This is a genomic window from Psychromonas ingrahamii 37 (genome assembly GCF_000015285.1).
In the GTDB taxonomy this organism is placed as follows: Bacteria; Pseudomonadota; Gammaproteobacteria; order Enterobacterales; family Psychromonadaceae; genus Psychromonas; species Psychromonas ingrahamii.
Genome location: NC_008709.1, coordinates 900,741 through 915,764, shown reverse-complemented (window position 1 = coordinate 915,764; position 15,024 = coordinate 900,741). Strand labels below are relative to the sequence as shown.

Here is a 15,024-nt window from a genome sequence, read left to right as displayed (position 1 = left end):
AATCTCCTATCCCTGTTTATTGTTTTGTGTTTGTGTGTGATCAGCTAACTGCTCGAAATGATATTTTCCTGTTTTAAGGGTACTTGGCCCTAACCGGGCAAAGTGGAACATTAAGTACATCTCAACCGCTATTAATACGGTATAGAATGCGGCAATTGAAATAATGCTAAAGAGCAGTTGTTCACTTGAAATACTTGAGACACTCATATGGGTTGGCAATATTTCTGCAATCGCCCAGGGCTGACGACCATACTCGGCAACAATCCATCCTGCCTCTATTGCTATCCAAGGTAACGGCAGACTATAAAGTACAATTTTAAGGAAAGTTTTATTTTTGCCTATCCGGCTACGAGCTGATTGATAAAATGCAAATAAGAAGATAAATAACATCAACAAACCACAGCCGACCATGATTCTAAAGGCCCAAAAAATCGGCGCGACCCCGGGAATACTGTTATCAACAGCCATCTGAATTTGTTCTTCAGTAGCATCAACAACATTTGGCGCATATCTTTTCAGCAATAGTCCGTAACCTAAATCTATTTTCACGGCTTCAAAGGCGGCTATTTTTTCAGCCGATTCATCACCATTGCGCAGATCCGTTAAATGGGCGTAAGCAATCATTCCGTTGCGAATACGGGCTTCATGTTCCACCATTAACTCTTTTAATCCAATGACTTCCTCATCGAGTGAACGCGTTGCAATAATACCCAAAGCATAGGGAATTTTAATGGCATAGTCGGTACGCTGCTCGTCCTGATTAGGGATGCCAAACAGCGTGAAAGCCGCGGGAGCAGGATGGGTTTCCCATTCGGACTCAATCGCGGCGAGTTTGACTTGCTGCACATCACCTACCTCATAACCACTTTCATCACCTAATACAATAGTTGATAAAATACCGGCGGTACCAAAAGCTGCAGCAATGGCAAAAGAACGTTTGGCAAAGGCAAGATCACGCCCTTTCAGCAAATAATATGCGCTGATTGCCAATACAAACATGGCGCCTGTGACATAACCAGAGGCCACGGTATGCACAAATTTGACTTGTGCAACCGGATTAAAAACTAAATCAGCAAAACTGGTCATTTCCATGCGCATGGTTGTATAGTTAAACTCAGCACCAACCGGGTTCTGCATCCAGGCATTGGCAACTAAAATCCATAACGCCGACATACTTGAACCGAATGCCACCAAAAAAGTAGCCCCTAGATGCTGCAATTTACTCAGTCTCTCCCATCCGAAAAAGAATAAACCCACAAAGGTGGACTCTAAAAAGAAGGCCATCATGCCTTCAATAGCTAAGGGTGCACCAAATACATCACCAACATAATGCGAATAATAAGACCAGTTAGTACCAAACTGGAACTCCATGGTTAAACCCGTGGCTACACCAAGCGCGAAGTTAATACCAAATAGTTTACCCCAAAACTTGGTCATATCTTGGTAAACTTGCTTACCGGTCATTACATATAACGATTCCATGATCAGCAATAACCACGCCAAGCCGAGTGTTAGCGGTACAAATAAAAAGTGATACAAGGCGGTCATTGCAAATTGTAACCGCGATAAATCAACTATGTCATCCATTCGTTTCTCCTAAATAAATAATTATTTGTTATTGTTCTGCAGCAATATTTCTTGCGAGGCAACTTCTCCAAAAAGATGATCTTCATAAAACGCAATAGGATCTAAAAAACAAAATCACTTAATGGTAAAAAACAATAACTTTAATAATTAAAATCAGTAATTAAAATCAGTAATTAAAATCAGTAATTAAAATCAGTGTTATTTCACGGATTAATGGCATTGAAAAGATACCGTGTTGCGGTAAATATTTTTAATAATGTTCTCATCTGAACGATAAAAAAAGCAAGCTACCAGCTCAATGTTAATAAGCTGTTAACCACGGCAACATTCTCCACTTCAAGTTTAACAATACTTTAACATCAATGAGTTACATCATAACTACGTGTTATTTATACTCAGTAATTTGATTTAGATCAAGCTTTCATTTGTAACAGACGACCCCTAAATTCTTTATTCAGATGACCAGATTGAGGAATCGTTTTATCTTTCAAAGGGAGACTAAAATGCAATAGGTTAGTTAAAAAGTTAGTTAAAAGGTTAGCTAAAAGGTTAGCTAAAAATTTAAGCGCTTTATCTTGTATTGAAGGGTGTTCTATAACTAATGATTATCAGGAGAGAGCAAGTCTTAAAGGGTGAGTGGCAAGAGAGAATATTAACCATCTGACAGGGTATTGAACAAAATCAACAGACATTAATAATTAATATTGTTATTGATTTCCTTACTCTTTGAAGACACCTGGGCCCTCAAAGAGTCTTATATTTTTTTCATCTTACGTTATTGAGGTTTATCAAACCCAAAGTGTAGATAGGTTCTATTAGTGGCAATGCGTCCGCGAGGTGTACGCTGTAAAAACCCCTGCTGAATAAGGTAGGGCTCTAGGACATCTTCAATGGTTTCTTTCTCTTCACCAATGGCAGCGGCTAAATTATCTAAGCCGACCGGTCCGCCCATAAAAGTATCTAAAATCGCCATCAACAATTTTCTATCCATATAATCAAAGCCTTCATTATCCACTTCGAGCATATCCAGGGCTAATTTTGCGACATCGTCATCAATAACATTGGCTTTTTTAACCTGAGCATAATCCCGCACCCGACGTAATAAACGATTAGCGATACGCGGTGTACCGCGTGAGCGCCGGGCAATCTCAACGGCACCTGCTTCACTCATATTAAGCTTAAAATGTCCGGCACTGCGCAGCACTATCCGCGTGAGTGATTTAAGGTCGTAATATTCAAGGCGCTGCACAATACCAAAACGGTCTCGCAAAGGAGAAGTTAAGGATCCTGCTCGCGTTGTTGCACCGATTAAGGTAAATGCGGGGAGATCAAGTTTAATAGAGCGCGCAGCGGGACCTTCACCAATCATAATATCCAGTTGGTAATCTTCCATCGCAGGATATAATATTTCCTCCACAACCGGGCTTAATCTGTGTATCTCATCAATAAATAACACATCATTTTCTTCAAGATTGGTTAACAACGCCGCTAAATCACCGGCCTTTTCAAGAATAGGTCCCGAGGTGGTTTTAATATTCACCTCCAGTTCGTTGGCAACAATATGAGATAAGGTTGTTTTACCCAATCCTGGCGGACCAAAAATAAGCAGGTGATCTAATGCCTCATTACGTTGACGTGCCGCCTCAATAAAAATTTCCATCTGCTTATTAACCTGCGGCTGGCCTTCGTAATCGGCTAAAAATTTTGGACGGATAGCCCGATCAATAAAATTTTCATCAATCTTTTGTGTGCCTGAAATCAGACGATCTTCATCTATCATTTTTTACCCGACCTTTCTTATGATTATCGTTTAGAGCATACTTTTTAATGAACTGCGGATCAAAGCCTCACAATCCATGCCTTCCACATAAACTTGCTGGATCGCTTTTTCTGCCAAAACTGGCTTGTACCCTAAACTTACCAGCGCACTGATAGCTTCATCTTTGGCATTACCGCTCGCAGCGCTATTGGTAAATTCGTTTTCAAAGACCATTTTGTCTGATGCCGGTGTTAATAAATCGGCACCCGTCCAGTTTTTGAGTCGGTCTTTCATTTCAACCACTAAACGCTCCGCGGTTTTTTTACCCACCCCCGGCAATTTAACTAAAGTAGTGACGGCATCATTATGAATACACTGCACGAATTGATTTGCTGACATGCCCGACAAAATAGCCAGTGCTAACTTTGGACCCACCCCATTCACTTTTATTAATTCACGAAACATCGCACGTTCATGTTTATCAGCAAAACCGTATAATAGCTGGGCATCTTCACGCACCACAAAATGCGTATAAATAATGGCTTCTTGCCCTGCATCGGGTAAAGCATAAAAAGAGCTCATCGGCAATTGTACTTCGTAGCCTATACCTGACACTTCTATTAACACTTCTGGAGGTTGCTTTTCTAATAAAACACCACGTAATCGTCCAATCATTCTAACATCCTAGCTAATAATATAATGCGACAAGCATAAAAAACAACTGAGTAAATATCCAGTATTATTTTTTAGTAACTACTCTGATAAACCAGACTTATAACCACTTTTTAAGCTTATTCTCACCAGCAAATAACAAGATACCCGCCCAGATAAAGATAAAAGTGATGATTCTCGCCAAACTTAATACTTCACCATAGATAAACACTGCCATCAGAAACATCATTGAGGGGGCAAGATATTGGAAAAATCCCAGAGTTGACAGTTTTAAACGTAATGCCGCTTGTGCGAAAAAGAAAAGCGGCATCGCGGTCGCAATACCGGTAAACATTAACCAAAGATTTAACGACCAATTATTATTAAGCATATTCACGTTTTCACCGTTAGCGACAAAAAACAGGTAATATAATGCCACGGGTAACACTAATAAGGTTTCAAAAAACAAGCCAATTAGGGCTTCAATTTTAATTTTTTTACGCAATAAACCATAAAACCCAAAACTAATGGGCAATACTAAAGAAACCCAGGGTAAACTGCCTACCTGTACAACCTGAATAAGCACACCGATCAGGGCTAATGAGACAGCAATCCATTTGACTCTGCTTAAGGCTTCATTCAGGAAAACCAAACCCAAAACAACATTAATAAGCGGGTTAATAAAATACCCTAAACTTGCCTCTAACATACGTCCATTATTTATCGCCCAAATAAAAACGCTCCAATTGACCGAAATTAAGAGACTCGTACAGGTTAAAAATAAAATGTTTTTAGGTGTTTTAAGGATACTCAGCGCTTTTCCCCATCCCCCCAGAAAAGTGATAACAATGGCGATAAACACCACCGACCAGATCACCCGATGCGCGAGTATTTCATAAACAGGAATAAACCCAAGATACTTAAAAAAGATGGGGTTAATTCCCCACAGGAGATAGGCACTAAGCGCATAGACAATACCAAGCTGCGTTTGAGAAAGATCTTTCATTGTTACCTCTAAGGCGAGTCGGGGGGAGAATAAAGCGTGTTAAAAATAAGTTAGCGAAACCTGCCACGAACGGTTTTAGAAACCTTGCCGGACATTGCAACAATAGTCTGGGCTGTATGCGCATGGCATATGGCAACCGCCAGACCATCGGCAGCATCGGCCTGAGGTCTGCCTGAAAGATTTAAAATCTGCATCACCATCTGTTGGACTTGTTCTTTAGTTGCACCGCCACTACCGGAAACAGCCTGCTTAATCTGCCTGGCTGAATATTCACAGACATATAAATCAGCCTGAGTAGCAGCAACAATGGCAGCGCCGCGAGCCTGCCCGAGTTTTAATGCAGAATCCGGATTTTTTGCCATAAAGACTTGTTCAATACCAAACTCAGTGGGTTGGTATTGTTTGATAATTTCGCTGATACCATTAAAAATCATATCCAGTTTGGGGGCTAGTGTATCGCCTTTAGTACGGATACAACCACTGGCAATATAAATACATTTACTGCCTTTTTGCTGAACAACACCATACCCGGTGATTCGTGAACCGGGATCTATACCAAGAATAATACTCACAACAAAACCTTAAAAAAAGATCACAAAATATATAACTAAACGGCTTCAAAATGCGCATCAAAGAGATAGTTATATATACTCAGCAAAAGTCGCTAACTGTACGCTTTGCGGTGAAATAGAGCAAAGCAAAATCACAAAATTTTTTTATTTTTTTTGAATAGAGAGAGTTAGAATAAAGGTCACGGTAGCCGGCTATTTGCTTGCCTTCCAAAAATAGAGCAAGGCCATTAACCCTTTAATTATCGAAAGGGATAGCGCTATAGTTAACAAAATGAAGGGTAATATGGAGCTGATACAGATCAAAAGAGCAACTTTAATGCTCTCTTGATTCAATTATTTGTAACGCTTAAAAATAATTACATTTGCTCTAGTTTGCGTTCAATTTCTTTTATTTTACTTGCAACCACAGATTCCAAATGTTTTAAATCCTCCAATACCTGCACTTTTAGTTCTTTCTCTTCTTTGACATGTTCCGTCAACGAATCGAGCTCTTTTAGAACATAACGCAGGGTGCTACCAATCTCAGAAACATTTCTAAATCCGCTACTGCCGTGATCCTGACTTATTTTTTTTCTCTGCCTTGGAAATTTAAACTTAAGACTTTTAGCCAGAAACTGGCGCGAAGCCTTACGAAAATATATTTTTAGAATATCAGTATCGCCTTCCTGGCGAAGTGTATATTTATCGATATTGTCATAATTTACAACACCAATGCTTTTTAAATTTGAGTACATAATAATTCCTTGAAATAAGTGATGAACTTATGTAATACGGATTAAGCTGAGTGTATACCCATGTTACTTCAACATGCTTTGTCAGGCGCAAGGTCTTCGATCAGAGCAAGACGCAACATGACCTTTCGAGCGATTAACTGCGTTAATCCTCTAGCGGTAGATGTAAATAGTTATTCCCTTTTCGATTGATGCAACGCAGCGTTGGTTTTCGAACTTGCACCCCATAGGGCAAGGAAAATGGTGCCAATCTGTGTTGTTATAAAATCGCTATGTAGAATAACGATACTTCAATTTTATGCCTAGCATCTCAGCACAATTTTTCTTGCTGACTTTGCATCTTGAAGTATCATGGGTATAAAATTAATTTAATTAAATTAATCTTAGATTACCGTTTTAATTGTTCCCCTAAAAGTTTTAAATACACTATGTATTAACTATTAGACCTTGCTTACATTATTTTTATAAAAACATTTTATAAAAAATTAACATATCGAACGGTTGGGTGTTTTTCTTATTGCATTTAAACCCAGCTAATAAACCAGAGCAATACTCATTTTACAATAAGTCACTCATCCAGTGATGCTATTCCGCTAAAATAAAGGCTTCTAGCCACCCATATTCAATCCTTTTTCTGCTGGATTCGATGAGCATTGGAAGCCATCTTGAATATGCTTACTGGTTAGGAAAGTGCATTAAGCTTAATCTCGCTTTCTTTGAGTCTTAGGCACTGAGCATATTGAGCATACTTAGCGGTTAGCAGAAAATTATTTTAACATCTCAGATTATCTGCCTGTACTGTTATAAATATACTTTATCCTTTTCACTTATCAAACCTCCAGTCAGAAACTGTTGCTTCGACACGCTTAAATACCCACCATTTAAAACGAGAACCCCTTGTAAATAAACAGTAAATTCCAGATCTTCCCGCCTTTTTATTCATTCCCCTTCAGCCCACTGAATATTCAGCCCCTAATTTTGTGAGTCACTTGGCAAATGAATAAAAGGCTAATAGTAAAAAATCAGGTAATCTATACCCTATATCCAGAAATTTAGGAGTTAACAGCAATGGCACCCACCCATAATGAGTCATAGTCATACCCAACGAATAACACTTGTACTTATTTTTTTCTATTTTCTAACCCTTATTCTGTCTGTTAATTGGTTATGGAAATTTAGTTATGAACGTCTTATCACGACCAATCAGGAACAACTTGAGCGCTTTAGCCGTCACCTTGAAAGTCAACTCGAACGCTTTGTTTATATTCCACAACTGTTATCTCGACAAGGGATATTGATTGACACATTAAATTCAGTCAATAACCCAGCTCAACGTGATATCACTAACCGCCACCTAGCGTCTATTAATGAAATTATTGGCGCATCGGACACTTACCTTCTCGATGCTAAGGGAACAACTATTGCGGCCAGTAATTGGTCAACGAGCACCTCTTTTGTTGGCAAAAATTTCGCTTTCCGCCCCTACTTTCAACAGGCGATAAATAATCAGCGGGGACATTATTTTGCGCTGGGTTCCACTTCTGGTCAGCGCGGTTATTATTTTTCCTATCCCGTTAAATATGCCGCAGGAGTGTTAGGTGTGGTGGTCATTAAAATGGATCTTTCTTCAATAGAAAAAAATTGGTCGGGAAAAGATCAGCATTTTCTGGTTACTGATAAAAATCATATTGTCTTTATTTCCAGCGAAAAATCTTGGTTATTCCACAGTATGGCCCCGCTTTCAACTCAATTAAAAAATCAGATTTTAAATAGTCGCCGATACCTTTCTCGAGAAATCAAAACATTATCCTTTTCAGGTGAGTTAGATAAGAGCCCTGCGGCGCTCAGTTTAAATACTAATAAACGATTAGGGAAAAATTATTTATCACTCACCAAAACGTTAAACAATGCGGATTGGCAGGTGCGGGTGCTTGTCCCGACAACATCCTTATTAATTAATGTCAGCATACTTATTGTGTTTCTTTCCTTGTTTTATTTATCCGTCTATCTTATTTACATTTTGATAAGTCAAAAACAAAATAGACGCCATGAACAAACGCGATTACAAGATAACGCTAAGCAACAACTTGAATTTCAGGTGATGCGCCGCACCTCTGCATTACATGCGGAAATAGATGAAAGACGCAAAGCTGAACGGGCGCTGCGGGAGACTCAAAAAGAGTTGATCCAGTCTGCCAAATTAGCCGTGTTAGGGCAACTTTCAGCCAGCATTAGTCATGAGTTGAATAACCCTCTGGCGGCCATTCGCAGTTATGCTGAAAATGCCATTATATTTCTTGAGCGTGATAAAATAGATAAAGTTTCCAATAACTTAATACGCATTACCTACCTTACCGACCGGATGGCAAAAATTAGTTCTCAGCTCAAAGCTTTTGCACGAAAATCAAACGGCGAGCTTTCTATTATCTCTTTACAGCCGGTGTTAATGGCATCCTACGAATTGGTTAAACCCCAACTTAAGGCAAGCCGAGTATTATTACATATGAACCTGCCCGATAAACCGGTTCAGGTAAAAGCTGAGCCTATTCAGTTAGAGCAAATAGTGGTTAATTTACTTTCCAATGCCATTCAGGCAATGGAAGAATGTAAAGAAAAACAGATTGAAATAATATTATCAGTGAATGGTCAACAGGCACAGATTGAAGTGATAGACACCGGTATAGGTATTAATGAAAGTGATTTAGCAAAATTATTCGAACCTTTCTTTACCACTAAAGAAATGGGGCTTGGTTTAGGTCTGTCAATTTCCCAGCAGATCATAAAAAATATGCACGGTAAAATTTGGGCGAAAAACAGACAAGATCAGGGTGCCAAATTTTGTGTTAGCCTGCCATTACAGAATGAATGAAGGAAGAGTAGAATTATGAATCCGGTTTTTTTTATTGATGATGAATATGATTTACGTAGCGCAAGTGAACAAACTTTTGAATTGGCAGAGATTGATGCGCGCTTTTTGAGCGATGCCGAGTATTACAGCATTAAGGAAGAGTTATGAATCCGGTTTTTTTTATTGATGATGAATATGATTTATGCAGCGCAAGTGAACAAACCTTTGAATTGGCAGAGATTGAGGCGCGCTTTTTTAGCGATGCCGAGTCTGCGTTATTAGCAATGAAAAACACACTTCCGGTGGTTGTGATAACGGATATCCGTTTACCGGGTTTATCTGGCCAGCAATTATTAACCACGCTGCACCAGCGAGATCCGGACTTGCCGGTTATTCTAATCACCGGACATGGTGATATTTCAATGGCGGTTCAGGCGATTCGCGCCGGCGCTTATGATTTCATCGAAAAACCTTTTTTATCGGACAGGTTAATTGAAACCACCCGTAAAGCCATTGAAAAACGCCAGCTTACCCTGGAGAATCGCGATCTTAAAAAAGCACTGCAAAGTAAAGAAACACTGGGTCCACGTATTATTGGTCATACCCCGAGTATTATTTTACTAAAGAAAATGGTCAGCCAAGTTGCTGATAGCCAGGCCGATATTTTATTATTTGGCGAAACCGGCACAGGTAAAGAATTAGTCGCACGCTCCCTGCATGAGCAAAGTCAGCGTAATACAAAAAACTTTGTCGCGGTTAATTGTGGCGCGATACCGGAAAATCTTATCGAAAGTGAACTTTACGGACATGAAAAAGGCGCGTTCACCGGGGCAGGTACGCAGCGTATAGGAAAGTTTGAGTATGCGCAGGGGGGAACTCTTTTTCTCGATGAAATTGAGTCCATGCCGATGCAGGCACAAGTGCGTTTGTTAAGAGTATTGCAGGAACGCAGTTTAGAACGTATTGGCTCAAACAAGGCAATTTCCTTAGATATCCGTATTATCGCTGCCACCAAAATAGATTTAAAAACGGCCCCTGATTTCAGACAAGATTTGTATTACAGGCTAAATGTTGTCACTCTTGATTTACCCACTTTAAAACAACGCAAAGAAGATATTCCGACCTTATTTCATCACTTTTTATTAGTTGCAGCAGCGCGTTACGGTAAAGCTGCTCCCGCGCTTCCGGCGAATGCGCTACAGGCATTATTAGCCCATGACTGGCCGGGAAATGTGCGCGAGCTAAGAAATGCGGCCGAACGTTTTATTTTACTCGGATCATTAACCGGATTAAATAACGATAATAACGTTGCCGATAGCGGCTTAAGTTTATCAGCTCAGGTAGAAGCATTTGAAAAAGCCTTAATAGAACAGGCGCTAAGTGTCACTGGCGGCAGCATTAAAGAGACGATGACCACACTCAATTTGGCGCGTAAAACCCTTTACGATAAAATGCAAAAACACGATTTGGAAAAACAAAATTATAAAGAGCCGGAACGCTCTTAAACTGCGCGAAGCAGCCGCTTTATGGTGCAAGTTATTCTTCAAGGCAAGGCAGGGTCAATTCAGGATAATAACAATATACTTCTACGCCTGCTTTTTTAGCCTGCTCAAATAATTGTGCATATTTCACGTCAAGGTGCCCCGCTGCCTGCACCGATTTAATACCACTATGAAGTACAGCAAACAGTAAGACACTGCGATGACCCTGTTGTTTCATTTCTATTAACTCGCGAAGGTGTTTTTGACCACGCGTTGTGACGGTATCAGGGAAAAAACCTTTGCCTTCGGCAAGGGGCTGTTCAAGCAAAGTACAACTTTTCACTTCAACATAACAATCGGCTTTATTTTCATTGCTTAGCAGAAAATCGATGCGGCTATTTTCAGTACCATACTTCACTTCTGCTTTAATCTGGCTATAACCCGAAAGCGCTTCGATTTCGCTATTATGTAGCGCCTCTTTAACCAACTGGTTAGCCCTGGCTGTATTCACGCAAATCCAGTGACCGCCTTTAGTAAAAGTGAGCTCCCAGGTGTACTTATATTTACGTTTAAGATTGTTTGAGGTGCTGTACCAAACCTGATCGCCCGGCTCTGCACACCCGGTCATCGCTCCGGTGTTGGGACAATAAATGGTCAGAACATTCCCATTATGCAATTCAATATCGGCCAGAAAGCGCTTATAACGCCTGATCAGTATCGCTTTTTGTAAATTTTCAAACATATTTTAAACTTACCCCAGTTGGTTAAATTTTAAGCGGAAAAGGTCCGGCACATTAACTTAACAGTTGCGGATCAGCTTATTTTTAATAACTATCCGCCGTAAATGAATTAATGAAATGAGTCACTGTTAAGCAGGATAAATTAACCAGAGAGTTTAAGAAACTTAAAAGCCGATAAATAAGTTTATTTATCGGCTTTTAATAGCAAATGAAAAATGCGCTGCTGTTAGTGAGTAATGATTTCAGGTCCCATCATCAGGGTGGGTAACCAGGTTGAAACCCATGGCACATAAGTGACTATCATCAAAAACAGGAACATAACACCGACCAGCGGTAACGCGGCTTTCACGACCCTCATCATCGACATCTGTGCGACACCTGCGGTCACAAACAGATTCAGTCCCACGGGCGGGGTGATCATGCCTATCTCCATATTCACCACCATCATAATACCGAGGTGAATAGGATCAATTCCCAATGATGTGGCTATCGGAAAGACCAAAGGCGCAACGATAATAAGCAGGCCGGAGGGCTCCATAAATTGTCCACCGATTAATAAGATGATATTAACCACAATCAGGAAAGTAATAGGTCCTAGACCGGCATCCAGCATTGATGCGGTGATCATTTGCGGAATCTGCTCTTCAGTTAAAACATGTTTTAAAATCAATGCATTGGCAACAATAAACATTAACATAATTGTTAATTTTCCCGCTTCATAAAGGGTTTTACGGGTATCTTCATGAAAAAATACACGTGACGCTTTACGCCAGTACGCTTTAGCCCGTTTATCTTCAGACTCTTTATCGGATAAAGGCCCCATATCTTTATAGATAAAATTAGAGATAAAAAAGGCATAAACTGCCGCTACAGCCGCGGCCTCGGTCGGTGTAAAGATACCGCCATAAATCCCGCCAAGAATAATAACAATCAGCAGTAATCCCCAACCCGCCTCTTTAGCCGAATCAAAAACCTCTTTCCAGCCAACAAAAGGCTGAGCCGGAATATTCTTAATCCGCGCATAAATATAGATAGCAATCATCAGCATTAAACCCGCGAGCAAACCCGGTATGACGCCACCTAAGAACATTCGCCCGACAGACACATCCGTCGCCGCCGCATAAACCACCATCACGATCGAGGGCGGAATCAAAATCCCTAAGGTGCCGGCATTACAGATAACACCTGCCGCAAAATCTTTGCTGTAACCATTTTTAACCATTCCAGCAATCACGATCCCGCCAATTGCAACAACGGTTGCCGGAGACGATCCCGACAGTGCAGCAAACATCATACAGGCAACCACCGAGGCCATTGCCAGACCACCACGCAGTGAGCCCACTATTGCGATTGCAAAACGTATAATCCGCTTAGCGACGCCACCCGTTGCCATAAAACTGGACGCTAATACAAAGAAAGGGATAGCCAATAAAGTATAATGTCCGGCAAACGCGTTAAACAGTGTTTGCGCAACTGACGCTAAGGACGCATCAGAATGTATTAATAAAAAGATCATACTCGACAGACCCAGTGAAACCGCAATAGGCACACCGACCGTCATAAATACAATCACCATTAGAAAAAGGGTTAACATCGCCATAATTATTCTCCTTTCTCTGAATTGTGTAACGAATCTAAATCTTCTTCGGCTTCATGACTTGCAATCATCTTATCTATTTTGTTGGTTGCAACCAGCCAGGCAATTTGCAGAAATCGATAGGTCATCATTGCCATGCTCAGTGGCAGCGCAAAATAGGGGATAAAACGGGGTAATTTTTCATATCGTTCACCTTCATTGAGCCAGCCAGATAAAAATTGTAAGAAATCCGGCATTGGAATATCCTGGGTTTCATACCAGGCCTGGTCGGTTATAAAAGGGAGCCAGTAGTCCCAAGAACCAATTAATAATAAAATTGAAAACGTTAAGCATGAAGCAACGGCGATTAATGCAAAGACTTTTTTAAGCCCTGCAGGCGCAAGATTAATAATCACGTCGACCCCGATATGAAAATGTTTTTTCACCAGATAAGAGGCACCAACCAGCACCATCCAGGCAAACATAAACACGGTCAGCTCCAATGCCCATAAAATATTATCATTGAATAGATATCGGACAACGACATTGGCAAAGGTTAACAGGGTCATCAAACCTAAAAAGAGCGCAATGAGTGTCTCTTCCATATAGTCAGTTATTTCCCCTAATCGGGTAAAAAATCCATGCTTCATTTCCCACACTCCGGGCTTATTGGTTATTAGCTATTAGCTATTAGAAAAAACTTGCTGTCTCATTCTCCCATTTGCAAATACAGTACTGCGTATTGGCAAATGGGTAGATAATAATATTATTTATTTGATGCTATTGCAGCTTCAAGAAGATCACTACCAATATCTTTTTCGAATTTTTTCCAGACAGGTTTCAGTGCGTCAACCCAGGCTTGACGCTGCTCAGCTGTTAAAGTGCGCACCACGCCACCGGCATCAATAATTTTTTGTTTATTTTCTTCATTAACTCTCATTGACTCACCATTTCTAGTTTGAGTCACTTCAGACATTATTGTGCCTAACTGCTCACGTACATCTGTTGGTAAACCCTTCCACCAATCATCAGATGTCACAACCAGGTAATCCAGAATACCGTGATTCGTTTCGGTCACACCATCTTGTACTTCGAAGAATTTTTTGCCGTAGGTATTTGACCAGGTATTTTCCTGACCATCGATAACTTTGGTTTGCAGGCCACCATAAACTTCACTGAAAGACATTTTTTGGGGGTTGGCGCCAAGTTGTTCAAATTGAGCAACAAGCACATCGGATGCTTGGACTCGGAACTTAAGACCTTCAGCATCACTTGGCAATAACAAAGGTTTGCTCGCTGACATCTGTTTCATGCCATTGTGCCAAAATGCCAATCCTTTGATTCCTCGACGGACCATCGAATCTTTCAAAATATCACCGGATGCTGAATTTTGAAAACGGTCTACGGCGGCCACGTCAGCGAATAAAAAGGGAAGATCAAAAATGCGGAATTTTTTAGTTATTTTCTCAAACTTAGATAAAGAAGGAGCAGCCATCTGCAGATCACCGCTTAAAATAGCTTCTAAGGCCTGGTCATCATTATAAAGCGTGGTATTAGGAAAAACTTCCATACAAGCCTTGCCATCCATCTCTTTATTCACTCGCTCAGATAATAAAGAAGCGGCGATGCCCTTAGGGTGGCTGGTCTCATTGGTTACATGGCTGAATTTGATCACTATTTCACCCGGCTCGCAACTTGCTGATGCATTAAAGCTTGCAAGTACAGCAACGGTGCCAAGGGAAAGGGTCATTAATTTTTTTAACATGTTGTACTCCTGTACGATAGTTTTAGTCTAATTGCGCATTGATGATGCAGGACGCTGGTTGAACTACATATTCTTTATAGTAATTAACACATAGCAATCAACGTTGGATTAGCAATTAACGTGCCAACATCAAAAGAAGGTTACAAAGGCCGCTCAATCAAACAATCTTCTGAATAAGGTTAACCTGAATTCTTATTAAAAAAGGTTAAAGTGGGTGGAAAACCGCCCACTTAAGTCATGTTATGGGTGAACTATTACCAATTTACTTTTAATCGGGGAATTAAACTTGGAATGGGGGGTGAAATGAT

13 protein-coding genes are annotated in these 15,024 nt (G+C 40.4%); 3 read left to right on the top strand and 10 right to left on the bottom strand.

Going from position 1 to position 15,024, the window contains the following annotated elements; translation table 11 throughout:
- Positions 1–6: 6 nt before the first annotated feature.
- The 6 genes from PING_RS03770 to PING_RS03745 form a co-directional block, all read right to left on the bottom strand.
- On the bottom strand, positions 7–1,587 hold the full coding sequence (locus PING_RS03770) for a cytochrome ubiquinol oxidase subunit I (RefSeq protein WP_011769131.1): 1,581 nt from the start codon (positions 1,585–1,587) through the stop codon (positions 7–9).
- A 775-nt stretch (positions 1,588–2,362) separates the two neighbouring features.
- Complete coding sequence (gene ruvB, locus PING_RS03765; protein WP_011769130.1) at positions 2,363–3,367, bottom strand: Holliday junction branch migration DNA helicase RuvB; 1,005 nt, start codon at positions 3,365–3,367, stop codon at positions 2,363–2,365.
- Positions 3,368–3,397: 30 nt separating this feature from the next.
- A complete protein-coding gene (ruvA, locus tag PING_RS03760) occupies positions 3,398–4,021 on the bottom strand; it encodes a Holliday junction branch migration protein RuvA (protein WP_011769129.1) in 624 nt (207 codons plus the stop codon).
- 97 nt (positions 4,022–4,118) lie between these two features.
- Positions 4,119–5,003, bottom strand: a complete 885-nt coding sequence (rarD, locus tag PING_RS03755) for an EamA family transporter RarD (protein ID WP_011769128.1) — start codon at positions 5,001–5,003, stop codon at positions 4,119–4,121.
- Between the two features lie 50 nt (positions 5,004–5,053).
- Positions 5,054–5,575, bottom strand: coding sequence for a crossover junction endodeoxyribonuclease RuvC (gene ruvC / locus PING_RS03750; protein ID WP_011769127.1), 522 nt, complete (start codon positions 5,573–5,575; stop codon positions 5,054–5,056).
- A 356-nt stretch (positions 5,576–5,931) separates the two neighbouring features.
- Entirely contained in the window at positions 5,932–6,309 is a 378-nt protein-coding gene (locus tag PING_RS03745) for a DUF3461 family protein (protein WP_011769126.1), read from the bottom strand.
- A gap of 1,081 nt (positions 6,310–7,390) precedes the next feature.
- Here PING_RS03745 and PING_RS03740 point away from each other — a divergent pair.
- The 3 genes from PING_RS03740 to PING_RS03735 are packed head-to-tail and all read left to right on the top strand — an operon-like array spanning position 7,391 to position 10,659.
- On the top strand, positions 7,391–9,175 hold the full coding sequence (locus tag PING_RS03740) for an ATP-binding protein (RefSeq protein ID WP_011769125.1): 1,785 nt from the start codon (positions 7,391–7,393) through the stop codon (positions 9,173–9,175).
- 15 nt (positions 9,176–9,190) lie between these two features.
- Positions 9,191–9,322: a response regulator gene (locus PING_RS21580; protein ID WP_011769124.1), complete on the top strand. Its 132-nt coding sequence runs from the start codon at positions 9,191–9,193 to the stop codon at positions 9,320–9,322.
- Positions 9,319–10,659, top strand: a complete 1,341-nt coding sequence (locus PING_RS03735; protein ID WP_011769123.1) for a sigma-54-dependent transcriptional regulator — start codon at positions 9,319–9,321, stop codon at positions 10,657–10,659. The genes PING_RS21580 and PING_RS03735 overlap by 4 nt, the downstream gene beginning before the upstream one ends.
- Positions 10,660–10,690: 31 nt before the next feature.
- Here PING_RS03735 and sfsA read toward each other — a convergent pair whose 3' ends face one another.
- The 4 genes from sfsA to PING_RS03715 form a co-directional block, all read right to left on the bottom strand.
- Positions 10,691–11,377, bottom strand: a complete 687-nt coding sequence (gene sfsA, locus PING_RS03730) for a DNA/RNA nuclease SfsA (RefSeq protein WP_011769122.1) — start codon at positions 11,375–11,377, stop codon at positions 10,691–10,693.
- A gap of 224 nt (positions 11,378–11,601) precedes the next feature.
- Positions 11,602–12,975: a TRAP transporter large permease gene (locus PING_RS03725; RefSeq protein WP_011769121.1), complete on the bottom strand. Its 1,374-nt coding sequence runs from the start codon at positions 12,973–12,975 to the stop codon at positions 11,602–11,604.
- Between the two features lie 2 nt (positions 12,976–12,977).
- Positions 12,978–13,601 carry a TRAP transporter small permease gene (locus PING_RS03720; RefSeq protein WP_011769120.1) on the bottom strand — a complete coding sequence of 208 codons (624 nt, stop codon included), beginning with the start codon at positions 13,599–13,601 and terminating at the stop codon, positions 12,978–12,980.
- Positions 13,602–13,717: 116 nt separating this feature from the next.
- On the bottom strand, positions 13,718–14,716 hold the full coding sequence (locus PING_RS03715) for a DctP family TRAP transporter solute-binding subunit (protein WP_011769119.1): 999 nt from the start codon (positions 14,714–14,716) through the stop codon (positions 13,718–13,720).
- Positions 14,717–15,024: the final 308 nt, after the last annotated feature.